Source organism: Candidatus Woesearchaeota archaeon, assembly GCA_018675335.1.
GTDB lineage: Archaea > Nanobdellota > Nanobdellia > Woesearchaeales > UBA11576 > JABJCP01.
Genome location: JABGYH010000003.1, coordinates 143723 through 166969 on the forward strand (window position 1 = coordinate 143723; position 23247 = coordinate 166969).

The 23247-nt window shown below is 30.7% G+C and carries 26 protein-coding genes; 6 read left to right on the forward strand and 20 right to left on the reverse strand.

Features of this window, described 5'->3' with window-relative positions; genetic code table 11:
* Positions 1 to 18: 18 nt before the first annotated feature.
* Positions 19 to 2367, forward strand: coding sequence for a hypothetical protein (locus HN587_02240; GenBank protein ID MBT7902652.1), 2349 nt, complete (start codon positions 19 to 21; stop codon positions 2365 to 2367).
* Between the two features lie 37 nt (positions 2368 to 2404).
* Here HN587_02240 and HN587_02245 read toward each other — a convergent pair whose 3' ends face one another.
* Positions 2405 to 4234, reverse strand: coding sequence for a hypothetical protein (locus HN587_02245; protein ID MBT7902653.1), 1830 nt, complete (start codon positions 4232 to 4234; stop codon positions 2405 to 2407).
* Positions 4235 to 4383: 149 nt separating this feature from the next.
* Positions 4384 to 4827, reverse strand: a complete 444-nt coding sequence (locus tag HN587_02250; protein ID MBT7902654.1) for a hypothetical protein — start codon at positions 4825 to 4827, stop codon at positions 4384 to 4386.
* 168 nt (positions 4828 to 4995) lie between these two features.
* Between HN587_02250 and HN587_02255 the strand changes: the two genes are divergently transcribed.
* On the forward strand, positions 4996 to 6156 hold the full coding sequence (locus HN587_02255) for a hypothetical protein (protein ID MBT7902655.1): 1161 nt from the start codon (positions 4996 to 4998) through the stop codon (positions 6154 to 6156).
* Between the two features lie 23 nt (positions 6157 to 6179).
* Here HN587_02255 and pyk read toward each other — a convergent pair whose 3' ends face one another.
* From pyk to HN587_02285, 6 genes are all read right to left on the reverse strand, one after another.
* A complete protein-coding gene (gene pyk, locus HN587_02260) occupies positions 6180 to 7595 on the reverse strand; it encodes a pyruvate kinase (GenBank protein ID MBT7902656.1) in 1416 nt (471 codons plus the stop codon).
* Positions 7596 to 7657: 62 nt separating this feature from the next.
* Entirely contained in the window at positions 7658 to 8185 is a 528-nt protein-coding gene (locus HN587_02265) for a hypothetical protein (protein ID MBT7902657.1), read from the reverse strand.
* Between the two features lie 96 nt (positions 8186 to 8281).
* The gene (locus tag HN587_02270; GenBank protein ID MBT7902658.1) at positions 8282 to 9220 is read right to left on the reverse strand and encodes an electron transfer flavoprotein subunit alpha/FixB family protein; all 939 of its coding nucleotides are present in this window, start codon (positions 9218 to 9220) and stop codon (positions 8282 to 8284) included.
* Between the two features lie 2 nt (positions 9221 to 9222).
* A complete protein-coding gene (locus HN587_02275) occupies positions 9223 to 9942 on the reverse strand; it encodes a hypothetical protein (GenBank protein MBT7902659.1) in 720 nt (239 codons plus the stop codon).
* A 167-nt stretch (positions 9943 to 10109) separates the two neighbouring features.
* Positions 10110 to 10304 carry a ferredoxin gene (locus HN587_02280; GenBank protein ID MBT7902660.1) on the reverse strand — a complete coding sequence of 65 codons (195 nt, stop codon included), beginning with the start codon at positions 10302 to 10304 and terminating at the stop codon, positions 10110 to 10112.
* A 42-nt stretch (positions 10305 to 10346) separates the two neighbouring features.
* Positions 10347 to 10580 carry a glutaredoxin family protein gene (locus tag HN587_02285; GenBank protein ID MBT7902661.1) on the reverse strand — a complete coding sequence of 78 codons (234 nt, stop codon included), beginning with the start codon at positions 10578 to 10580 and terminating at the stop codon, positions 10347 to 10349.
* A gap of 138 nt (positions 10581 to 10718) precedes the next feature.
* Between HN587_02285 and HN587_02290 the strand changes: the two genes are divergently transcribed.
* Positions 10719 to 10865, forward strand: a complete 147-nt coding sequence (locus HN587_02290; GenBank protein ID MBT7902662.1) for a hypothetical protein — start codon at positions 10719 to 10721, stop codon at positions 10863 to 10865.
* Between the two features lie 146 nt (positions 10866 to 11011).
* Here HN587_02290 and HN587_02295 read toward each other — a convergent pair whose 3' ends face one another.
* The 7 genes from HN587_02295 to HN587_02325 form a co-directional block, all read right to left on the reverse strand.
* Entirely contained in the window at positions 11012 to 12010 is a 999-nt protein-coding gene (locus HN587_02295; protein MBT7902663.1) for a vitamin K epoxide reductase family protein, read from the reverse strand.
* A 100-nt stretch (positions 12011 to 12110) separates the two neighbouring features.
* Entirely contained in the window at positions 12111 to 12641 is a 531-nt protein-coding gene (locus HN587_02300) for a hypothetical protein (GenBank protein MBT7902664.1), read from the reverse strand.
* 67 nt (positions 12642 to 12708) lie between these two features.
* Positions 12709 to 13959 carry a hypothetical protein gene (locus HN587_02305; protein MBT7902665.1) on the reverse strand — a complete coding sequence of 417 codons (1251 nt, stop codon included), beginning with the start codon at positions 13957 to 13959 and terminating at the stop codon, positions 12709 to 12711.
* Between the two features lie 72 nt (positions 13960 to 14031).
* Positions 14032 to 14265, reverse strand: a complete 234-nt coding sequence (locus HN587_02310; GenBank protein ID MBT7902666.1) for a hypothetical protein — start codon at positions 14263 to 14265, stop codon at positions 14032 to 14034.
* Positions 14266 to 14387: 122 nt separating this feature from the next.
* A complete protein-coding gene (locus HN587_02315) occupies positions 14388 to 16214 on the reverse strand; it encodes an ABC transporter permease (protein ID MBT7902667.1) in 1827 nt (608 codons plus the stop codon).
* A 77-nt stretch (positions 16215 to 16291) separates the two neighbouring features.
* Complete coding sequence (locus tag HN587_02320; protein MBT7902668.1) at positions 16292 to 17089, reverse strand: ABC transporter ATP-binding protein; 798 nt, start codon at positions 17087 to 17089, stop codon at positions 16292 to 16294.
* Positions 17090 to 17157: 68 nt separating this feature from the next.
* Positions 17158 to 17649, reverse strand: coding sequence for a hypothetical protein (locus tag HN587_02325; GenBank protein MBT7902669.1), 492 nt, complete (start codon positions 17647 to 17649; stop codon positions 17158 to 17160).
* Between the two features lie 119 nt (positions 17650 to 17768).
* Here HN587_02325 and HN587_02330 point away from each other — a divergent pair, with 119 nt between their 5' ends.
* Positions 17769 to 18020, forward strand: coding sequence for a DUF1653 domain-containing protein (locus HN587_02330; GenBank protein MBT7902670.1), 252 nt, complete (start codon positions 17769 to 17771; stop codon positions 18018 to 18020).
* Here HN587_02330 and HN587_02335 read toward each other — a convergent pair.
* Positions 17998 to 18393: a membrane protein insertion efficiency factor YidD gene (locus HN587_02335; protein ID MBT7902671.1), complete on the reverse strand. Its 396-nt coding sequence runs from the start codon at positions 18391 to 18393 to the stop codon at positions 17998 to 18000. The two genes, HN587_02330 and HN587_02335, sit on opposite strands and share 23 nt — an antisense overlap.
* A 298-nt stretch (positions 18394 to 18691) precedes the next feature.
* On the opposite strand from HN587_02335, the gene HN587_02340 reads away from it, so the two are divergent.
* On the forward strand, positions 18692 to 20023 hold the full coding sequence (locus tag HN587_02340; protein ID MBT7902672.1) for a hypothetical protein: 1332 nt from the start codon (positions 18692 to 18694) through the stop codon (positions 20021 to 20023).
* Positions 20024 to 20068: 45 nt separating this feature from the next.
* On the opposite strand, the gene HN587_02345 is transcribed toward HN587_02340, so the two are convergent.
* On the reverse strand, positions 20069 to 20431 hold the full coding sequence (locus HN587_02345; GenBank protein MBT7902673.1) for a hypothetical protein: 363 nt from the start codon (positions 20429 to 20431) through the stop codon (positions 20069 to 20071).
* Positions 20432 to 20548: 117 nt separating this feature from the next.
* On the opposite strand from HN587_02345, the gene HN587_02350 reads away from it, so the two are divergent.
* Positions 20549 to 21511, forward strand: coding sequence for an Lrp/AsnC family transcriptional regulator (locus tag HN587_02350; GenBank protein MBT7902674.1), 963 nt, complete (start codon positions 20549 to 20551; stop codon positions 21509 to 21511).
* Positions 21512 to 21519: 8 nt separating this feature from the next.
* Here HN587_02350 and HN587_02355 read toward each other — a convergent pair whose 3' ends face one another.
* The 3 genes from HN587_02355 to HN587_02365 form a co-directional block, all read right to left on the reverse strand.
* Complete coding sequence (locus HN587_02355) at positions 21520 to 22554, reverse strand: hypothetical protein (GenBank protein MBT7902675.1); 1035 nt, start codon at positions 22552 to 22554, stop codon at positions 21520 to 21522.
* A 146-nt stretch (positions 22555 to 22700) separates the two neighbouring features.
* Positions 22701 to 22991: a DUF357 domain-containing protein gene (locus HN587_02360; protein ID MBT7902676.1), complete on the reverse strand. Its 291-nt coding sequence runs from the start codon at positions 22989 to 22991 to the stop codon at positions 22701 to 22703.
* A gap of 20 nt (positions 22992 to 23011) precedes the next feature.
* Positions 23012 to 23233 carry a hypothetical protein gene (locus HN587_02365; GenBank protein MBT7902677.1) on the reverse strand — a complete coding sequence of 74 codons (222 nt, stop codon included), beginning with the start codon at positions 23231 to 23233 and terminating at the stop codon, positions 23012 to 23014.
* Between the last annotated feature and the right edge of the window lie 14 nt (positions 23234 to 23247).

Sequence of the window (23247 nt, forward strand, 5' to 3'; positions counted from 1 at the left end):
AACTTATAACTATAAAAAATGCGAACAGAATTAGACCAAATAGTTGCTGAAGTTATTTCTTCTCCGACTTGGAGAATTCACAGTGGTTTAGATATTATCGAATCTCCCGGAATCCCACATAAATTTCATGCAGAAATTGGACCTACTTGGGACATTACATTTGCATATGATCCCGAACTAAAACTCTATCTAGAACAAACTGTTTCAAAATTTTATTTAGAGCGAGTTTTTCCAACACCCCTAAAAAGTTTTACACAATTTGTTTTAGAACATGAAGAAGGACATTGGAGTGTTTGCCCATTTGATGCATACCCGTTTGAAGATGTACTTGCAGGATGTAGCAAAGCATTAACTGACTTGCGAATGGGATCCATGCAATCTCGCGATCTAAAAACTCGGAATCAATTTATTCTATCACTAAAATATTTCATCAATAGTTTTGAAGATTTAGTTGATAACGTAGTTAAATCAGCCCAACCAAAAAGAGGTAGCGACTATAGGAAAGGATTGGGCCTTAGCAGACTATTAGAATTTTACATGGCGTATGAGTCTGCTCCTGAAGAACAAGCAGGATTTCAACCAATAACTAAAACCTCAACTGCAATGGCAGAACTTGAAAATCATTTATGCAGACAGTTTGAAATTGTTAGAAATTTACAACAACAATATTATCCCCCTGAATACGATCAGCTCGGACAAACAATCCAAGAAGTAGTTGAATTATTAGTTGGAGATAAAAAATTAGCACAAAAAGCATTAGATTATAAACTTACTCGACGAGATCACAAAAAAATTGCAACATATCTTGGAAATAGACGACCAGGAAATTGGTATGCACTAGCTTATGAATACACCAAAAAATTAGGTAAATTGTTTGTTAAAGAACAAGAACAAGCAATGCAGGAATCAGCAGGCAATCAAGGAAGCCAAATTTCTCAATCAATATTCCCATTTGATTATGATGGAAACCCATTACAAAAACCACAACAAGGACAACCACAAGAAGATGCACCAGGACAAGGACAACCACAAGAAGGTGAAGGACAACCAAGTCAAGGAAAACCACAAGAAGGTGAAGGTCAACCAAGTCAAGGACAACCAGGAGATAGAGATCAAGATCCAAGTAAAAATCCCAACGATGCACCAGGTCAAGGAGATACCGGACAAGATCCGCCAACCGAAACTCCCAAAAATAAACCCGAAAAAGCAGGCAAAGGGAAAAATCTAAGGGCTAAAGCTAGAGATTTAATGGATAAACTAAAAAAAGCCATGCAAGGTAAAGGGAAAAATTCCAAACCAGATTTAACCAAAGCTAAAAATCCTGACGGAAGAGGAGAAGTTGGTGGACCTGGAGAAAATGATGAAACTCCAGATCTCGCAGGTGCAGATGGAACAAAAGATCCAAAAGAAATGCCAGATCTTGTTCAAATGCTAAATCAAAATGAAATTCAAACAATGGCAGGGATTGGAATTGAAAAAGGACATCCAATTAATTATGCAACACAATTAACTTTTATGAAAGAAGTGTATGGGCAAAGAGCTGAAAAAATAGTGATGGAATTTTTACGTGAAGAAAGAGAAGGAACAGTAACTCCAATTGCATACTTAACAACCGAACCAGTTACACCAGATAATTTTCAAGTGAAAAGAATTGCTTGGCACAGAACTTCAATTCATTCAACTCCCCAAGGTCGAAAAATTCAACTAAGACAAAAAACATTTCCTGAAGTAATAAAAGAACCATTAATTATTGAAGCAGGAGGATTTCCCGATCTCGCATTCATCAATGATAGTTCAGGAACAATGAAAGCGAATTTACTTGCAGGAACTGGCCCTTATGATTTATTATTAAGAGGCTGCGCATCAGTAATAAAATATGCAGAAATTAATGATTTAGCATACGAAATGAACTTTGCAGTCCTAAATTTTTCAGGAAGAACATATTTTTCTGGCTGGCAACCATATCAAAATATGAATGTTATTTGGCAAGAACTGTTACGTTTTCAAAATGGAGGAACAACACTTAATCCTGCCAAAATAAGACAATTATATGAAGAAAGCACACACCCATTTGTTGCCATTTTAACAACTGACGGACTATTAAGTAATCAAGATGCTGCCGCAGAGGAATGTAAAAATCTTGTTATGGCAGGAAATAAATTAGTAGTGATTGCAGTTAAGAATAGCGCATATGCTAGAATGAATAGTGCTACTACAGATAGATTTTTAGAAGAACTTGACGACTATGCTGAAATACACGTAATTGGAAATATCGCCGATCTCGTCGGAATACACATGGGACAAGGAAAAAGATATTGGGGAAAAGATTCAGATTTTCATTCAGACCCACATGAAATTTATAGCTAGTTTAAAATAAATTAAGAATTAAAATAATTAAAAAATTTTAAACAGCAGTTTTGGCAAGTTCATCCGCTTCATGTGATGCAATATCTTTAGCAAGTTGTCTTTCAAACAGATTAAATGCAACAGTGGTTTTAGATGGATCATATAATGCTTTTTCAATAAGTCTTCTTGCAAGAGGCACATATTCTTGTGATCCCTCCGCACCTTCAATTTCTAACTGATCTAATTTTTCAACAAATCTTTGGTGCTGGAAATATTGTTTAACTTTTTCTCCCGCTCTTGCTAACAAAGTATTATTATGCAAAGCAGTTCTTCCCTGATAAGCGTAAGTCATATAACGAAATACCATTTGTTTATATGCAGACTTAATGTTTCCGTCAGATTGCGACAGTTGTGCTCTTAACTCGCAATCACTAGCCTTACCAAGCGAGCCATTAAAACAAACTAAATCAAGAATTTCATCATATTCTCTTTTCAAATGTCTTCTCCAAACAGGAAGCACAAGAACTTTGTTCTCCGCAGATCTTCTTTTTTGAGATTTATTTTTAAATTGTACTGCAGTAATAGAATAACCAGGAATTCTTGCACGAGAAAAAATAAAATTTTTCCAAACTTCAACATCAGGTAAAGACTGTTCAGAATAAACTTTTTCTAATTTATCAATCATAATTTTATCTCGTTCCTCTTGAGAAGAAATAAATCCCCCATGATCACTACCATCTGCCACTGCGTTTTTTCTATGTTGAGAATATAAAACTCGCACCATAAGACTCCTTCTTAAAACTTCAAAATCTTCTGGACTCGAAATAAAGTTTAAATATTGTTCTTCAACAACCTCACCAAATGCATCAACTGCTTTTTGTGCTGCCACAGGATCAATACCTGCTGGAAGTAAAGATAAATCTAAACCCTCCGAAGATAATCCTCTTTGTGCTAAATGATCAATTGCATCAGACGTTAATATTTTTCTATGTCTTGATTGAGTTTTATCTTTATCAAACAAAACATCTCTAATTAAATCAAGAATTGGTTGGGCAATTGGGGATTTAAAAGTTCCAAACTTAGCTTTTTGTTTATATGACCACCCAGATGTTTCACCATAAGTAAAAAAAGTTAAATCATATCGAAAAGGGCTTCCCTCATTTGTTAAAAAAAACTTTTTTTCAATACCATGATTTGCAATAACTGGCAATTCCAAATTTGCCATAACTGTTAACGAATTATCCTGAAATCCATACTCATACATTAAACCAAACCTTCTTTTACCTAATGATTTATCAGAAACTCTTTGACGTGCAGACAATGTTTTTAGAGATCCTTTTGGAGTTCTTAAAACCATCAACCTTCTTAAAAGATCAGGTTCATCAATTTCTTCTAAATTACCAACAACTCTTTTAGTATGTAAAGTGAGTTCATTATCTTGAATGGTGATAAGTTTTTTTTCAAGATCATAAGTTACAGGACCATAAGTTGCATACATAGGGTCTATAATTACTCTTCTTTTATTTCCTACATCCACGTCAATAAAAGCATGATCTGAATCACCACTAATTCCAACATCACTAATATCTCCAGGCCCAACTTCTAAATCTCTTGCAATAAAAAACCTAGGATCTAGTTTCGCATGTTTTGCTGCAAAATATAACATTACAGCTCCCGGAAAACAAGAAGTTTTTCCTTCGATCTCATGAGGAAATGGAGAAAAAATACCATCTTTAAAATTTTGTTCAAACCCATATTTAATCCTGTGCCAATCATATAATCCACGAGCTGCAACTTTTTTAGTGTGCCTTCTACCAGTTTTCATTTTGTCAGCAATCCAGGCTTCTGTTTTTGTTAGAAGTTCATCTAGGGTTTCTTGTCTACTCATTTTTCAAATGGGTTTTTCCTCAACAAAATAATTATGATTTATTTTTAAAACAAAATAATTATGATTCAGTCTCAACACTAAATTATTATTAAATAAAGTTTAAAAATTCATTAATAAAAAAAATTAATAAAAAAAATAATAGAAAAAAATTATAACATATATTCTGTTCCCATACCAGGTGAAGCTCTACCTGCAGTAGGAGTTTTATCAGATTTAGCTGCCGCCTCTGCTTGTTTTTCTTCAACTTGCTCAGCCTCAGCACCTTTAATATGATAATGTTCCCAAACTTCAACAGTTTGATTAAATGCCGCAGGATCAATTCCAAATTCAGAAACTGCACTAGCAATTGCTGCATCGTAAGTATCCCCTCTCGCATTAAGATTTGTTTTACCCACAGTCGCACCCTTATGAAGATAAACTCCAACTTCTCGCGCAACATAATCTCCAAGGTCAACACCGAAACGTTCAGTAAATGCCGCTTTATCTTTATCAAGTTCAACTACTGCTGCATCGTATGACGCTCCAACTCCTCTTGCATTATAAGGAATAATTTTGTCTTCTAAAGGTTGATCTGGTGTTTTATCATCTGCCATTTTTTTCTATGCCTCGCAAAATAATTAATTTTTATTAGCTTAAAATATAAGTTATTGATTAGAAAATTGAACTACTATTTATAAGTTTTTCGGTTTTTTAGTTACTAAATAGTGGTGACTAATGGCAATACTTATAAATAAACTCAAAACTAATAATAATTGAGATCCATGGATAGACGAAACTTTCTAAAACTAATAAGGAATGGCACCCTAGTAGCAATTGCAGGCGCGAACGGAATTAATTGCTCAGGCATGCGAACAGATCCAAATTCAGAACAAATAGCAGACCAAGAGCTATCAAGAAGAATTGCAATACTAACACACAAACATCAATTAAAACAATTAGATACTCATATCGGCCAAGAAAGTAAACTCGAACAAATTTTTCAAAGAGAATTTAATAATTGGCCAGACACAAATTTAAAAGTAAGATCAGCACCCGGCGCCGCACAACTAGATTACAATCAAATTCTTAACTCAATTAATGCAAGTGGAAACACTCCGGTTTCGATGTTATATCCCGGAGGCGGAGATGATATCACACCAATACTTATGTTCCATTTAATGAATCAAGTTAGTGGAAACGCAGTTGGTTTACGTGCAGTTTATACAGAAATTGATGACTTAATGCCTGAGCAAATGAAACAACAATTAGAATTATTAAAAACTGAAGGAGCACTTGATTTTAAATCTGAAACTGAAAAAAAACCAGAACTCAAAATACAAAAATTTCAAATTCAAACACCAACAGGAGAATTTGAAATAGAATATCACATAAGAAAACCATCAGATCACTTTTTTACTCCAGAAGAAGCTGCAGCTGCAAATTTATTTCGAGATAATTACAGTACTGGCTCAGGATATTTTCAAGTTGATTTAATAGCACCCATGATTTTGCAAGGATATTCCCCCAATAAACCAATAGTAATTATGACTCCAGATTATGATGATTTAGGTGATTATTACACTTACAGCACAACAGAATATGGTTCTTTAGTTTTACCAGACAGATTAATAACCAAAGAAGAATTAATGGAACTCGAAAAAACAAAAGGACCACGACAATTATCATACCAAGCGAAAAAAAAGAATCTTCCAATAACTGAATTACCCTCAGACGTGAATTTATCTCGAGGCTATGTTGGGTGCAGTTGTGACGGATGCCAATATGAACTTAAAACAAAAGAACGCGAACCCCAAAAATCCAAATACACTTTACTATTACAACCACAAAATATTGAAGGAATAAACGAAGATGATTTAAGCACTGCTTTATGGAGCGCATTTAAGACACAACCTGAAGTTTATATATGCATAGAAGGAAAATAAATTAATTCTAACAAAACACAAAATTATTTCAATAATTCTCTAACTTCATGAATTTCTAAAAGATTAGTTCGTTTACGAATATTTAATGGATGAGCTGCCGTAATTAAAACTTTTTCATCTTTTTTTACAAACTTATTTTTATACGCCTCTTTAACTGCAAACTTAATTAAATCCCCAGTAGAATGAATTCTATGCTCCATTGCAGGCGATAAAAGAACAGGTTCTGCACCCCAAACAAGACTTAGTTGCCTCACAGTTTCGGAAACGGGAGTTACCGCAATAATATCTACATCCGGACGATACTTAGAAACAAGTTCAGCACTAAACCCACTATAAGTACACACAATAACTTTTTTAATTTTAGTTACTTTTGCAATATCAAAAACTGCCTTAGCAATTGCATCATCAGATTTTATGATAGTATGTTTATGTTTTCCTAAAATTTTTGGCTCAATTTTTTCTGCAATCTTTCGCATAAACTTAACTGCTTGAAAAGGATATTTACCAATTGCAGTTTCTTCACTCAGCATTACTGCATCAGTACCGTCGAGAATAGCATTTGCAACATCGCTCGTTTCAGCTCTTGTTGGACGCTTGTTATACACCATAGTTTCTAACATTTGAGTTGCAGTAATAACTGGCTTTCCCGCCAAATTACATTGCTCAATAATAAATTTTTGAATAAGTGGAACATCTTCTAACGGAAGTTCAACGCCTAAGTCTCCTCTTGCAACCATGACTCCATCTGCAACACTCAAAATATCATAAAAATTATTTACGGCTTCCTGACACTCAATTTTTGCAATAACTTTTACGTGAGGATGAGATTTTGCAATTTTTTTAATTTCTAAAATATCCCTTCCACTCCTAGTAAAAGATGCCGCAATAAAATCAATTCCATGACGAAGACCAAAACGAATATCCTGCTCATCTTTTTTTGTAATACTTTGAAGTTTAATTTTCTTTTTTGGAAGAGTCACACTTTTTTGATTACCCAAATCACCAGAACTAATAACTCTGCAAATAACATCTTTGCCCTTCACTTTTTCAACACGAAGTTCAATTAGCCCATCATCAATCAAAATAGGATCTCCCCGTTTCATTTGTTTTGGAAGAGGTGCGTACGTTACATGAACAACACTCGAATTACCAACAATTTTTCGAGTAGTAAGAGTAAACAATTGACCAACACTAAGATGAACATTATCGTGAATTAGACCAGTTCTAACTTCAGGCCCTTTAGTATCTAATAAAATTCCAACACTGCGTGATGCAGATTTAATATGTTTAATCATTCCTGCGTATTGATCGTAATTACCATGAGAAAAATTAATTCGAGCAATACTCATTCCTGCTTGCACTAGCTTCTTAATTTGTTTTAATGACTCGGTACCCGGACCAATCGTGCAAACAATTTTAGTTTTAGGAATAACAAACACCTCTTTATAAGTATAAAGACTGCGATTGTTTATAAATATTTTGTGTTATTTTTTAGTAGAAGTTATTTAGAATAAAAATCAATCATGTATTGAGGAATAATTTTTGCATCAACCATCCTATCAGTTTTGGATTTTACTGTTTGAAAAAATTCAGCTTCAGAAAAATGTTTTGCTTGATCATCCAACATTTCCTTAATTGAATTCTCAGAACACGCGAAACTAAAAATTTCACCAGTAATTTCTTTTTGTTTAAACAGTTTAATATCCGAATCATTTTCAATTAACATCGCATTGATTAAATTATGAGTTAACGTTAATGCAGTTGTTTTATGACTCCCATCACACATAATATATTTTACCTTAGGATTATCTTTGAAAAACTTTTTTAGAGACACATTATGATTAATCGCAAACTCATTATCTTCACTTAATAACGGAAGTCCTAACGATATTGGAATAACTGGAGTTGGAGGTAATAACTCAGGATTAGTTTTTGCAATCTTAAAATAGATTTTTAGAATATGTTCATTATGAACTGGAAAATCATTAGTAGTCATAATTTGTTCAGCAGATAAAGTTATTAATTTCATATATCAATAGCTATTTATTCAGATTTATAAAAGTTATTCTTCTGATCTACTAAAACATAAAAAAAAGACCCATCATAATAACAATAAACAAGAAATTTATCTTTTTACTCTATCAATTTCATTAATGAACGACGGAAGAGCACGCCACATATCATCAACAATACAATAATCCGCGTGTTTGCAAATAGGCGCATCTTTTACATGATTAAATGCCACAATAATTTTACTATTTTGAATACCTTTCAAATGATCTTTAGAACCAGAAATTCCACAACCAATATACAGCAAAGGATTAATTTGACGACCTCTTTTACCCACTTGTTTTTCTTTATCTGCAAAACCCGCTTCAACTGCAGTATGAGTTGCACCGACGGTACCGCCAAGTTTTTCTGCAAGTAATTCAATCATCTTAAAATTACCTTTTTCTTTAACTCCGTAACCACCACAAACAACAATTTCTGCATTTTTTAATTTATTTTGAGCTTCTCGATTTACTTCTTTTACTACAGTTTTCAAAACTGAACCCATGCTCTCAACATTTTCAACAGCACACTTTCTCCTCTTAAAAATTTTTACTGGTTGAGTATTTGGCAAAAGAGTAATAACTTGAATTAATGATTTGAATTGTAACGTTGCAAGATGAGACTCAAAACTTTTTTTAACTTCTAAAACTCCCTTTTCAGCAGTCACATGACGACAATCAAATAATAAACCTGCACCAGTTTTTGCTGCAACTCTTGCCGCAAGATCATTACCTAAAATAGTTGAACCAATAATTACTGTGTGAGCTTTTTCTTTACTAACAAGATTTGCAAGAATATTTGAATATTGCTCAACATTATAATCTGCATGAATTAAATAAACTTTATCAGCACCAAGTCCTCCAAGAGCCTCAGCATTATTAATTTTTTCAAAAAGTACTAAAATTAAATTTCCCTTCATATCATTAGCAATATTTCGACCAGCAGAAATCGATTCTAAAGAACCCTTCTTAATTTTTCCTTTTTCAGATTGTGCAAAAACTAAAACATTCATTTTTAGATAACCTTTTCTTCATCTTTTAAAATACTAACTAAATGAGGTATTTCATCACGAGTAAAAAACTTTTGTTTACGAGCTGGATGATCTTCTAATTTTACCAACTCAACTTTAGGATGAGCAGTTGCAGCATCTTCAGTTTCAACACGCTTAAATTGTGCCTTTAAAAGTTTCAATAACGAAGACTTAGGAAGATCAGTTCGTTCATGATCAAATTCAACAACACACGGAAGTGAAGTTAAAATCTTTTCAACACCAACATCAGATTTACGATTTAGAGTAACATCATCGTCTTCAATTTTAATATTTCTACAATTAGTAACACAAGGAAGATTAATCATCTCAGCAGTAATTTGAGGAAGCCCATTAATTAAATTAGCATCATTTTTACCAAACAAAACTAAATCAAATTCTTTATCATTAAGAAAATTACCAAATGCAGTCGCAATACTAAATGCATCCGCAGTTTCAAATGTTTCATCATCTACAAGCAAATGCACTGCACTATCAATATCCCCTGAAATAAGCTTACGAATCGCAGGCTCAACATACTTAGGACCAAAAACTGCTAAAGTAACACTACCTTCAAACTGATGCTTAAGCAAAATTGCAGTTTCGAGAACGCCACTATCAAACGCACTAAGCTTAACCTTCTGTAATTTATCAGGATCAAACTCTGCATGATTCGGCAACAATGAAGCAAATACAAAAATATTCATCTTAACTCTTTTAAACCTCGTTTTAAATACTAATCTTGATTAAATAAGCTTAAACAGATCATAAAAATAAAAAGATCAGGTTGTATTTAAATTTATTGAGACTGTAATTTATTAAATAAACATTAAAGAAACAAAAAAATAAAGAAAATAATTAATTTTTAGAAGAATTATTGCTCTTCAATAGAAATGCATGAAACAGGACATTGATCTACTGCATCTTGATTTGTTCCAAGTTCAGCTAACTCAGTATTTTTTGCAGAAGACTTTCCATCATCCTTCATTTCCCAGTTATCACAAACTTTCGCACACATGCCACAACCTATGCACATATCTCTGTTATGAACTATCTTGTACTTTGCCATTTTAGTTACCTCTTTTTTAAGTTAATAAAAAAAATTTGATAATTAAAGTCCAAGTTTTGCTTTAAGTGCCTCTTTGTTAAAACCAACAATAATTTCACCATCGAGTTCTACCTGAGGAACACTCATAGCACCACTACGAGCAACAATTTCTTGAGCTTTTTTACGATCAGCCATAAGATTTACTTCTTTAAATTCAACCTTGTTCTCTTTAAGAAAATTCTTCAATAAAGAACAAGCACTACAACCTGGAGCTGTATACACAATAACATCCACCATTTTTTGTACCCCCTAATAAAGATATTAAACAGGTTTAAGTTTATAAAATTTGCTGAAATAAGTTAAAAACCCATTAGATATTACCACACTAGAATATAAAGAAATATTTAAATACCAGCTCAAATTTGATTATATAAAATGGAATATCTAGATAAATATGATTTACATTTATTAGAACATAAATCGCATGTCTGTACAGACTGCTCCATGTTTGAAAAACGAGGAGATAAATGTTGGTTTTTTTGGGAATTTAAAAAACACTGTAGTCAAAAAGATTTGTTTTAAATTTATTTTATTATTTCTATCTTTTATTATGATTTAACTTACTACATTAAACAACAGCAGAATAATTTCCAAACATAAAGTTCTAATAATATTTAAGAAAAATAAAAGAAAAAAATCAATGACTCATTTTTAGATATGAGCGGACATTATTTGTTTAATGCAAAATGAATATGTGTTTCTTCATCACGAATTTTGTAATAATGAATCATATTAAATAATGCAAATATGAAAATAAGGATAATTAAAGCATCAATAACTAAACACCAAATACACACTTGTTTTATTACCACAAATGAAATAATAGCATAATAAATTACAAATAGCAATCCAATTGCACTAATTAAACTAGTTGCATAATAAACATGTTTTCTTTTAAGCGAATTATGCAATTGCCTTAAATTGTAATACCCTGCAAGCATTCTTGAAAATACTGCAATTACAAAAAAGAAAATAGCTGCTAAAATAGGAGTAGGGATTCCTAAAAAATCACCATACGTTGACGTGTAAATAAAACTACAATCAATATAATCAGAAAATGATCCTATTAAACCTTTACTAAAATATCCATACGATAAATAAATCGAAACCAACAACCCCAGGACAGATAAATATAATATAGTCATCAAATTACTCTTAACTTCTTTTTTCATGTGTCGCTCATAAGGACTACGCTTAATTGATTCATGAAAATTTACAGGTTGATTTACAACACCCTTCTTTTTAGTCTTTTCAAACCCACCTAAAATCTTAACAGATTCTTTAGAAATTGATTTTTTAGAAAATGTTTTAGAAACAATTCTTGGTTTTTTAATTGTTTTAACAGGTTTTTGTTTAACTGCAACCTTAACAGCTTTTTTAACCGGAGCTTTAACAGTTTTTTTAACATTCTTTTTAACTGATCTTGCTTTAACTGCTTTTTTGAATGTAATTGGTTTTTTCTTAGTCGCAGATTTACTACTTGTTTTCTTGCTTTTAGAATTTAAACCTTTTTTTACCGGTTTAGAACTTGATTTTTTAGAAATGGATTTAGACTTTGTTGATTTTGAAGTTAATTTAGACTTAGATTTTGATGATTTAGAATTTGATTTGGAACTCTTAATAAGGGTTTTACTACTTTTTTTCCCACTTTTTTTTTTAGTCGCCATGTTTAATAAAATAAAAAAAATTATAATTTATAAGCTTTTCTAATTTGCACATATAATGCAGTTATTAGCACCATTTGACACAAGTATTTAAGCAATTTAATCATTTAACTTTTAAAAACCCAGTCATAGATTCACAATTATTGCAAGGAACATTATTAATAAACTCAAATAATCCCTTCTTATCTGCAATAAATTCAAATTTAGTAAATTCTTCTTTGCGAACAAATTCATTAATTCCGAAATCAGGTAAAACAAAACCATACCCTTTGTCCATAGCTGAAAAAGTAATAATAACACTAGATCCAAACGGTACTTCAACATAATTTGGTTGAAACGAATTATTAAATCCAACAATAAATAGCATGTTAAATCCTGCAGAGTTTAATGGTGACGCAGTTTGAGATGAAGAGGATTTAGTTTTTTCTTTAGTTATTGTTTTTTTATACGACTCAATTTGGTTTGATAACCCTTCAAACTCACCCTCATTTTTTGCGTTTTGAGACTTATTAAAATCTTGATTTTTTATTGGATTCACTAAATCAATATCTGGAAAAGCAACACTTGAATCAAGATCTGAATTATTTGGAAAACAACCACTTAATGAAATTGTGATTAATAATAAACCACTCAAACAAAATAATAAAAAGAAAGAATTGAAAAAATTTTTATGAAGAATAGATTTCATTTTAAAAAATTAATTAGTTTGTTGGACCAACTAATTCTCCAGTTGATAAATCTTTATACACTCCATTCATAGCTTCGATCTTACGGAAAATATAAGTTCCATCAGATTCAACCGTTCCAACACTACTCCAAACATCGGAAAGTCCCGAATAAGCACTAGCACCAGAGTCCAATAAAACTGTCGGAACACTAACGATTGAATATTTTGCCACCAACTCTTTTCCCTCAGCGGAACTAATATCTACAACTGATGAATCATCAAAAACAAGTCCCATTTGACCAAGAATTGTTTCATGAACCATCACATCATAACAAGTAGAACAGGAACTATCATTCAAAAAAGTAACTCCCACAAAACCTGCAACAGAATTTTTAGTTAAATCAAAATAAGGAGGAGTTACTTCACGTAAAACATAATTACCATCAGATTCAACAGTCCCAATAGAATCCCACATGCTAACCATGTCAGGATAAACTCCTAGGTCTGATGAAAATATTAAAGTTGGAACTTTTAAAATATCATATGAATTAACTAATTCCATCCCTTCAACAGATGAGTGATCTACTTTAACTACGTTTGAAACAAAAACGCCATTACTTTCTAAACTTGTAATAACTGGAGTCCAATCATAACAATCAGTGCAAGAATCTGCAGTAATATAAGTAACTGTTACATCGCCAACAGAGTTTCCAGTTAGCGCATCTGCGTAAGGCATTTTATGCTTATTAAAAATAAGCGCATCACCTGATTTTTTAAACTGAAATAACTTAGCTTTTTCTACTTCTCCAGTCGCAATAATTGTTGGAAGTTTCTCAATACCATATTGGCTAATTAATTCAGTAGCTTTAGCAGATCCAAAATTAAGTTGAGTTTCTTCTACCACTTCAATTTTAGATTTAGTTACTGCAACAGTTGATCCAATATCAAAACAAGAATCACACCCAACAGGATTAATTACCGTTAGAGAAATTTTTGCAGGCGCACTTACAGTTTTAGACATTTCCAAAACTGGCCCAATAGATTTGCTTAATTGAAAAATTGAAAATGAATTATACAAAGCAAGAACTAATAATAATACCATAAGTCCTCTAACAACATTAATCAAGTTTTTAGACGATTTACTAGATTTATGTGAATGAGCTTTATGATTGTGTGCATGAGCACTATGTTTTGCTTTATGAGAACTATGATCAGACTTTGCACCCTTATGTGCAGACTTAGGGACTGATTTCTTATGTTTAGTATTTGACTTTTTTTCAGACATAAAATCACCTTTAATTTTTGATTACTATTTTTTTGTTAATATATAGTTTAAGTTTTTTTGTATTAATTATATTTATTGATTTCCTACTGGTTGAGCCACAGGTTGAGCTACAGGTTGCGCAGGAACTTGAGCTGAGTTTTGAGCAGTTACAATAGGTTCAGTTGCCCCAATATTTGGAGGCACAGGATTTAGAACTGAATTAACTTTAGAATTTAGTCCAGAAATACTCACTGCATCAAAAATAGAAACTATAGCTAGAATAATTAATAATGCGATCAAAATATAATTCATATTTAATTTTGTCATCGATATCACCTTTTTAGATTTGTTGCCCTTTTTAAAAAGCAACACAATTCTTGAACACAGAATAAAAGTTCATATTTAAATGTTTTGCGCGCTTAAAAACTAATATAGAAGAATCATACAGTTTAAATTCTACGTTTATAAACTCTAATAGTTATTGATAAAACAATAAATCCCAAAATAATATATAATAACATCTGAAATAATTGAGCACCTAAATAATCATATCCGAATCCAAACAAAAAAACTTTACGAAACATGCTTTCTCCAATAACCATAGGATTTAGCGCTGCCAAAGAAGATGCTGCCAAAGGCATAATCTCAAGTGGCGCAATAGCATTACTAAATAAAAAATAAGCTAAAGCTAAAAGAGTAGTAATCAAAATTGAAGTTTGTTGATTTGGAAATAAATATGCAATAGTCATACCAAAAAAAACAAATACTACAATTAACGAAAATGCTATAATAAAAACCGTGCCTAAATTACCAAACACATTAACGCCAAAACTAAACTGCGCCACTAACAATAAAACACTCACTTGAAATAAAACAATCACAACATTTGTAAAAATTAAACCAAAGGTAAATAAAAATGGCCTAACAGGAGTAATTAAACTCCTAAAAAAAGCTCTAGAATTAATTTCGGATAATGTAACAATATTTGAAAATAACATCGAGATAAAAATAATAACTCCAACAAGAAGAGTAGAAAAAATAATTGCAATGTTTTTTGCATCCAGAGTTTCTTCAAATGAATAAGTAATTGGATTTACTAAACTCTGCGCAGCATCAGGACTAATGCCTGAAAAAGAAGTTAAATCTTTATCGAGTTTAGACGAGATCTTTCTTAAATTTTGAAGACCTACATCAATTTTCCCTATATATTTTTGAGTATTATCAATTTCTAAATCCAAAAGAGTTTTGACAAATTCAACATCAGCCATAATAGTATTAAACTGATTTTGAAGAGCATAATAATCAGTTTTAGTCATCAACAATTGAGATCTTAAAGAATATAACTCTTGATTGAGAGATGATAATTCTGGCTTAAGCGAATTTAATTGATAAATAATAGAATTTATGGGCGTGGCATCGATATAGTTAGGAGTATAAATTGGACTGCCTAAAGAATCATATCCTGAGAAAACATAATAAGTTTGACTATTAATTTGAGAAGATAACAAATACAAATCAGATACAGTAGAATCAATCAAACCATTCACATTAGATACAAATGATCTTGCATCATCAATAGAAGTCACACCTGAATTAATATTATTTTCAAATTGGGACTCTGAATTTATTTTTTGTTGCAATAACTTTAACTGATCATATTTAGGTAAAAAATCAGTACGAAAATTAACTAAAGTTTGTTTGCGCTCAACAAGTGCGCTCCTAATATCTAATGCTTCATTTTCAACTTTGTCAATATCTTGCCTTTTCTCTCCAATAAAAACAATCATTTGTTGAACATTAGATAATAATGCTTCTGTGCTTTTTACACTCACTTCATCAGCGGCAATACCAAAACCAGTTTCAAGTGCACTTAAAATTAATCCTGAAGATTTTTTTCTAGAATTATCCAATTTAAACACAACACTCCCTGATGGAATTGGCTGTCCAGAATCAGAATATCCTACAAAATTCTCACTAAAAATAAGACAAACGTGTACTCGCTCTAATCTTAAATCATATTCACAATGATCTTCAGAGGCATAATGATAAACTTGCCCAAATTGATAAAAATCATTTAGTATAAAACCTAATTCGTTAAATTCATTTGAAACAACACCAAATCTGACATCATGTAACGTCGTCCCACTATACGCCCAACCAAGAAGAAGGATCAATAATAAAGGACCAATAATTAATAAAAAAAGAGATGTCCAACTACGAAAGATAATCTTGAAATTTTTTCCAATTTCGGAAATTATAGTTTGAATTAGTCTCATTTTATTTTTAATGCTTTTTTTGATTATTTTTATATTAACTTTTTTTATCAAAGTATTAGTTTTTCATAATTTATTGCTTATTCTGTATATTTCTCAAAAACATCTCCAAAAGATTGATGCGGAAATTTTTTCTTGAAATCTTTAACCGCCATCACTAAATTGAATGCACCCTTATTCATAATAGCAAAACGATCACAATGATCTTTAATCTCACCAAATAAATGAGTAATAACAATAACTGTTTTGCCCCTCTTATTAATATTTTTTACAATATTCCAAAAGTTTTTTACTAAAACAGGATCAAGACCAGTTGTTGGTTCGTCAAGAATTAAAATATCAGGATCATGAACGAGTGAAATTGCAAAATCAAGACGCCTTTTCATCCCTCCTGAAATTTTTCCTGCAAGTTTATTTTTTTGAGTGAGAAGTCCCACGCTTTCTAAAATATCATGAATATGATTTTTAAGTTTTTTATCCTCTGGACGGAACCCATACAATCTAGCATAATATTTCATATTTTCATAAATTGTTAATTTGTTGTAAAAACTATTCTCCTGAGTCGTATATCCAACTAAACTTCTTAACACTTTAAGTTTTCCAGTGATATTTTCCCCATTATAGGAAATAGTACCTGAGTTTGCACCATAAAAACCAATTAAAATTTTTAAAAAAGTACTTTTACCACACCCACTACGACCAATTAATCCAATGATTTCACCAGATTTAATTTCCAGCGATAAATTGTTCAAAACAACAGTCGTATCAAAACTTTTTGAAACAGAATCAAGCGAGATTAAACTACCTGCAACACTTTTCTTTTTTTCTTTCACATCTGAACTTATATTTTCAGACTTAGTCTCTTTTTTTAATTTCATTGGAGGATTTAAATAGTTTATTTTTAATATTGAAAACAGTAAATATTGAAAACAGTAAAACCCATAAATTAAATTCCTTCGAATTCGTAAAGTAATGAATCATCATCCATTTTTTGTGAAAATTCATACCAACTTAATCCCTTACTTCTTTTCTTACGTAAAAACTTAATAAATTCTTTCTTTTTTTCATCATGCCACAACTCAAACATAAATGCTGCTTTACATACGTGCAAAATATCGCAATGACCAGTTCTAAGATCTCCATGCCTGTGATCCACACCACACTGCTCAGGATGAATCGGACAAAAAATACGATCACTATTAGGATTATAAACTAGATTACGACAAATACCACTCTCATGCAATTTCTTTTTAGGATGCCTATCACGAAAAGACTTAAGTGATTCTAAATCTAGAGGATCATTAACAACTCGTTTGAACTCTAACGTATTTGATTGAATACCTTTAGCAACAGTTGATTTAGAACTAAACTTACTACCACAACAACCAATACAAGAAAGATCCAGAACATGACATAGATTAGATTTAACATAATGCATATCTTACAAAATAACAAGAAGGAGTATTTAAATATTTGGTTGAGAAAATAATAATTTGATTAAAATTTGATTAAAAAAAATAAGATAAATTTTTATAAACTAACAAACTACGAAAAATGATGAGTGAACAAACACAACCCACAATAAAACTTGGGATTTATCAACATTTCAAAAACGTAAAAGAATATCGAGTTTTAGGAATTGGAACACATTCAGAAACACTAGAAGAATTAGTAGTATATCAAGCAAGATATGAGGACTCCGAATTTGGACCTGAACACATATGGTTGCGACCCAAGAATAATTTTTTCCAAATGGTAGAATATCAAGGAAAGACGGTTCCCAGATTTAAGTATTTAAGATCGGACTAACAAATTCTAATTCCCTTTTTTTAACAGGATTACATTTTATTAATCTATATGCTGCTTTTAACCCGCCAATAATAGGACCGTAAAAAGCAATCGCATGCTTTGCATAATCTGAACAAGAAAAATCAAATCTGCAAACGTCATTAGAACCCATCTGATCGTGTAACCTTGGCGAAATTTCTCGCTGATAATTCTCAATTTTATCAATTAATAACGAACTAACAAAACTAATTTGGGCTTTGGGAGTTTTATCAATCTCAACAATTTCTTTTTTTTGAACATAGTTTTGATTGTGTCTTCCAGACTTAATTTTTTTTGACGAAACCCCAAAAGGACTAAAAACATAACCTAAAATTAAAGGAAAACAACCAACCATACAACAACAAGAAATATCAGAAGATTCAACTGTTACGTTTGATGAATTAACATCAGGTTCATTTACAGTTATTTTAATACGAGGCCAAAACCCACTAATTTCAAAAATTGTTTCTTCTAAGTCTTTATCACAATTTCAATCAGTATTTCTAGTCATACGCATAAAAATGCTAAAACTAATTATAAATCTAATTCATAAGAAATATAATAAAACAACAACCGAGCTAAACCACATTTAAAACCATTTTTAAACTAAAAGGGACAAAGCTTTTATATGAGCTCAATTCACAAAATATAGTATGAGCTGGCTAAAAAAAATATTAACAAAATTAGGCGGAACCACTGAAAACCTTCCAACTGAACTTGCAGAAGAAGAATTTCTAGCACCTGCAGATTTAGAAAACTGGTTCGAACATAAAATAGACAGCAAATTTGAACATTTAAAAAATGAAATCGCAGACGGATTCTCAAAAATAGGAGATCAAATTGAATTGTTACAAGATAATTTAGATGTCTTACGAGAAAAAGAATTACAAAATCCAAACATTCCTGAAAGAGCAGTACAAATAATGGATGGAAATCGAGATGGATTCATATCCCAACATAACATTTTTATGGAAAACATAAATATTCCAGACAATCCAACATTTAAATCAACACTAATCTTCTGCGAAAGATATTCACTATTACTTGAAAGACTAATCAAAAGCACAGGCAAAAGTACTGCAATTCTAAACGAATTCTTCTCAAATCAAGTAGCTGAAATAAATAAGTCAATCAAAGGCGCAAATAACTCAGTTAATGAAATGAAGCAAAAACTACTAACTGAAGAGAAAGGAGTTGAATTTGTTGAAGAAATAAAAAAAGACATTGAAGAATTTAATATTAAACTCAAAAGAGAACAAGAATTAAATGAAGAAATAACTTATACTAAGAAAAAACTTGATTCCAGCTTAGGCATGAAACAAAAACTAGAAACAGACATAGAAAAACTAAAAACAAGAGAAGACTACGGAACTTACAATACTCTTGAAAGTGAAAAAGAAAAATTCAAAAAAGAAAAAAAACAAATTGAAAATGAATTATTTCACTTATTCTTCCAACTAGAAAAAATATTTAGAAAGTATAGTCGGATATCAATTACTCATGATAAATTAATCACAAAATATTTAGAAAACTGCACAGAAGCAGCAATTAATGATGAAAGTAACCAAATAGTTGATGCTCTTGAAAAAATGCAAACTGCAATAGAAACAGGCAATTTAGAAATAAAAGATTCTAATAAAACAATAGATAAAATCAAAAAAATAAATTCAGATTTCCTTGACGACTTCAGATTTAAATATAAAGACTTGAGAACTTCAATCAAACGAATTGATTTACAAATGAAAAGTAATCGAGCAATACAAGAAATTGCAGATTTAAAATATAAAATAGACCATACTGACGAACAAATAAAATTATTAAATGACAAGATAAGTCGATTTAATAAAAGCTTAGAAAAATTAGAACTAGATGAAGCTAAAAGAAATCTCCAAATAAAAATTAAAAAAGCAATTCATATTAAAGTTACAATACAAAAAAATACTGAAACAATAAGTGAAGAAAAAAAAGAAGAACTTAATAATTAAATTACATTCAGATTCTAAATCAGGTTAAAAAAAAAATAAAAAAAATTAAATTCTAAACTGTGTCAGATAATTACTAATTTGTGTAAGTTCTTTTTTTATTGCAGCACCATCAATAACAGGTCGTCCATATTTGTCAACACCTGCAGTTACTTCTCCCGCTAAATCTTTGTAACATTCTGCAACAAATGTAACTATACCCATCACACCCTGAGTATCAAGATTGACATTTTTCAAACTTACCTGCTCAGCAACCCTGCTTTCTAAAAATGACGCTTGCTCATCTAAAAAATCTTTTTCAGATATGTCTCTATCATCAGACTCGTATTTTGACTGAAGACTAGCATAATTAGCCCTAACAAACTCTAATAACCCATTAATTGCATTTTGATTAAATCCACTAGGTGGCATTTTAACTACCTCCAATAGTTAATAACGCTAAAACCCCAGTTCAATTATAAAAAATATTAGAGTTAATTTTTTTACGAAAACGAAATATTTAAATAAAATAGTTCATAAATGGATAAAATGGATAAATTTGACACCAAAATACTGCAAAATTTGTTAAATGATTCTAGAATAAGTAATTCTAAACTTGGCAAAAAAATAAGATTATCCCGCGAAAATGTGAGTTACAGAATTAAAAAACTAACTGAAACTCAAATAATTAAAGAATTTGTTGCAGGAATAAATTATACTAAGTTAGGTTGGACTCAATCAGTCGTATTCGTACAATACAAAAAAATCACAACAGAAACTGAAAAAGAATTAATTCAATTTTTAAAAAAACAAAACTGCATTAGTTGGATAGGAATTTTAACTGGAAAATGGAGTCTAACTTTTGATGTATATCATAATTCAAATGAAAAATTAAATCAAACAATTAAAAATATTCTTTCTAGACATAAAGAGCTTATTGGAGAATATTTAGTTTTAGAAAAAATTGATTCAGAATTTTATTTTGAAAAAATAATAGATGAAAAAAATATTTTTTTAACAGAACTTGATAAAAAGAAAAATGAAACTGACAAAATAGATAAAATTATCCTTAAAGAATTAAATAAAAATCCTCGCATAAGTTATGTAGAACTTGCCAAAAAAACAACTCTCACCCCTAACGGAGCTAAACAAAGATATAAACGATTAGTAAATGAGCAAATAATAATTAATAATTCAATTTCTGTTAATCACAAAATATTAGGTTATGAATGGCAAGGAATACAAATAAAAATTAAAGATCATCAAAAAAATATTGAAAAAAAATTAAAAGAGTATTTTAGGCATTCTAGAAAGATTATTTTTTTCTACCAATACAACAAATCAGGAATATATGATTTTGATATAGGCGTCATTGTGAAAACTTCATCAGAGTTACGAGAATTTATCAATAAACTAAGAACGGATTTTTATTCGGATGTTGAAATTATCGACACTTTCCTGGTCCTCGATGAAGCATCAAGTCACAAACTACCCAACTGCATATTTAATTAATAAATCAATCACTTTGGAGGGAAGGTTATTAGTTTTGTTTTATCAGAACAAATCGGACAATTCTTAATATGCTCTGCAACATAATCCATTTTTTTCTGATCAGTAATTTCTCCACGAGCATATTGGTGAAGATCATAAGCATCCAAAACACAATCATTATCTAAAATCTCTTGAACCAGTTTATGGAACAATTTTTCTGTAGTTTTACCCTTAGAAAAATCTCTTGGAACAACACAATTAGTTATGAATCCAACACGATCTACCGCATTTTGAAATGAATCTTTACTGCCCGCTTCATAAACTGCAACTGCTTTTGCACCACGCTTTTTGTAATGAGAAAAAAACGGAATATCACTCATACCATCACCAACACAAATAATTTGTTTGTAATTATAAACGAAATAATCTTTTGGAATCATTGGTTTATCACGTTTTTTACGACTACCTTTTCTAATAATATAACTAGCTTCAGTTTTACTATACGGAGTCATAACAGAAGAAATACCATACTTAGTTTTATCAGATCCAGGAAAAGTGTTAATTGCAATATTTGATGCAAAAATTCCATCCATATACTTACCAATCTTTGAACCTTGCACTAATTCTTTTAACCCTACACTAACAATATAAAAAGAAATATTAACTCCTTTTTTAGCCCAGTTTTCTTTAAATCTAGGGAAAAAATCAGGCAATCCAGGACTAAGTTTAATATCTTTACCAGATTCTTTTAACTTATCGATTGTTAAATCTCCAAAAACTCCCTCATTCCAATCCCAAATAAGTCGTTGTAACCAACCAACTCCTTCTCCAAAAGTTTCGCAATCTTTAAACCTGAAATATTTTTCTTTATGGAAATCAAAATTAAAATCAGGAAATTTAGCTTTAACAATTTTTACGAAATCAGGTTGAGAATATTTAGCGCAAATGTTATCCCAATACTTACGAAAAATAGGAGTTTGTTGAGTTTCCTCACTCAAAGTATAATCAAAATCGAAAACAAGAACAATATTTTTTTTATTTTTTAATCGAAGTGCTGTTGACATATATTTTCACCCATATCATAATTCATAATAATATAGAATTAACCAAGATATATTCATTTAAAAGCATTGTGGTAAAAAATGATGACCAAATCTTAATAAATTCCAATCAGAAATAAAAAATATTAGAATAATTATTTATTTGAAACTTACTCATCATCCACAGTAAATAAACGACTATCTTTAACCTTGAATAAACCAATTCTAGCGCCAGCATCAAGCCAAGCATGAGCATAATAAACTGCACCAAATGCATTTATCAAATCACCATTTTTTCGAAAATGATTAGCATCAGAAACATAACGAGTCGCCATATCCAAAAAATCTTTAGCATCAGACTCACGATTCAAATCAAATCCTTTTTGTTTAACCATTGCTAACGCTTCACCAGTTATAGCAAAATAATGATCTAAAATTTCAGGCGTAATCTTATCTCTAATAATATTTTTATCCAATACAATCACCTAAAGTGTTTTTTAAATTTCATAAACCCAACTGAACCGAATAACAAAGGCAATGAAATAAAAATCAATAATAATCCAACAGCAAATTTAAGAAATTTAAGAATTAAATCATGAACTAAAAATGCACCAATAGCAAATAAAACTACTCCAAATACAAATGCAATCCAAGCTTTACTACCTCGCTTTCTATTTGAACCCACATACTTAACTGTTGCCATAAATAAATAAAACT

Excerpts from the sequence above, each read along its gene's own strand:
- HN587_02270 (MBT7902658.1), bottom strand. The coding sequence starts at position 9,220 with ATGAATGTTTTAGTTTTTGCACAATCTGAAAAAGGAAAAATTAAGAAG.
- HN587_02280 (MBT7902660.1), bottom strand. The coding sequence starts at position 10,304 with ATGGCAAAGTACAAGATAGTTCATAACAGAGATATGTGCATAGGTTGT.
- HN587_02340 (MBT7902672.1), top strand. The coding sequence starts at position 18,692 with ATGAGCTGGCTAAAAAAAATATTAACAAAATTAGGCGGAACCACTGAA.
- HN587_02255 (MBT7902655.1), top strand. The coding sequence starts at position 4,996 with ATGGATAGACGAAACTTTCTAAAACTAATAAGGAATGGCACCCTAGTA.
- HN587_02285 (MBT7902661.1), bottom strand. The coding sequence starts at position 10,580 with ATGGTGGATGTTATTGTGTATACAGCTCCAGGTTGTAGTGCTTGTTCT.
- HN587_02295 (MBT7902663.1), bottom strand. The coding sequence starts at position 12,010 with ATGGCGACTAAAAAAAAAAGTGGGAAAAAAAGTAGTAAAACCCTTATT.
- HN587_02365 (MBT7902677.1), bottom strand. The coding sequence starts at position 23,233 with ATGGCAACAGTTAAGTATGTGGGTTCAAATAGAAAGCGAGGTAGTAAA.
- HN587_02240 (MBT7902652.1), top strand. The coding sequence starts at position 19 with ATGCGAACAGAATTAGACCAAATAGTTGCTGAAGTTATTTCTTCTCCG.
- HN587_02320 (MBT7902668.1), bottom strand. The coding sequence starts at position 17,089 with ATGAAATTAAAAAAAGAGACTAAGTCTGAAAATATAAGTTCAGATGTG.
- HN587_02335 (MBT7902671.1), bottom strand. The coding sequence starts at position 18,393 with ATGGTTGGTTGTTTTCCTTTAATTTTAGGTTATGTTTTTAGTCCTTTT.
- HN587_02310 (MBT7902666.1), bottom strand. The coding sequence starts at position 14,265 with ATGACAAAATTAAATATGAATTATATTTTGATCGCATTATTAATTATT.
- HN587_02345 (MBT7902673.1), bottom strand. The coding sequence starts at position 20,431 with ATGCCACCTAGTGGATTTAATCAAAATGCAATTAATGGGTTATTAGAG.
- HN587_02350 (MBT7902674.1), top strand. The coding sequence starts at position 20,549 with ATGGATAAATTTGACACCAAAATACTGCAAAATTTGTTAAATGATTCT.
- HN587_02245 (MBT7902653.1), bottom strand. The coding sequence starts at position 4,234 with ATGAGTAGACAAGAAACCCTAGATGAACTTCTAACAAAAACAGAAGCC.
- HN587_02305 (MBT7902665.1), bottom strand. The coding sequence starts at position 13,959 with ATGTCTGAAAAAAAGTCAAATACTAAACATAAGAAATCAGTCCCTAAG.
- HN587_02275 (MBT7902659.1), bottom strand. The coding sequence starts at position 9,942 with ATGAATATTTTTGTATTTGCTTCATTGTTGCCGAATCATGCAGAGTTT.
- HN587_02315 (MBT7902667.1), bottom strand. The coding sequence starts at position 16,214 with ATGAGACTAATTCAAACTATAATTTCCGAAATTGGAAAAAATTTCAAG.
- HN587_02325 (MBT7902669.1), bottom strand. The coding sequence starts at position 17,649 with ATGCATTATGTTAAATCTAATCTATGTCATGTTCTGGATCTTTCTTGT.
- HN587_02265 (MBT7902657.1), bottom strand. The coding sequence starts at position 8,185 with ATGAAATTAATAACTTTATCTGCTGAACAAATTATGACTACTAATGAT.
- HN587_02355 (MBT7902675.1), bottom strand. The coding sequence starts at position 22,554 with ATGTCAACAGCACTTCGATTAAAAAATAAAAAAAATATTGTTCTTGTT.
- HN587_02330 (MBT7902670.1), top strand. The coding sequence starts at position 17,769 with ATGAGTGAACAAACACAACCCACAATAAAACTTGGGATTTATCAACAT.
- HN587_02290 (MBT7902662.1), top strand. The coding sequence starts at position 10,719 with ATGGAATATCTAGATAAATATGATTTACATTTATTAGAACATAAATCG.
- HN587_02250 (MBT7902654.1), bottom strand. The coding sequence starts at position 4,827 with ATGGCAGATGATAAAACACCAGATCAACCTTTAGAAGACAAAATTATT.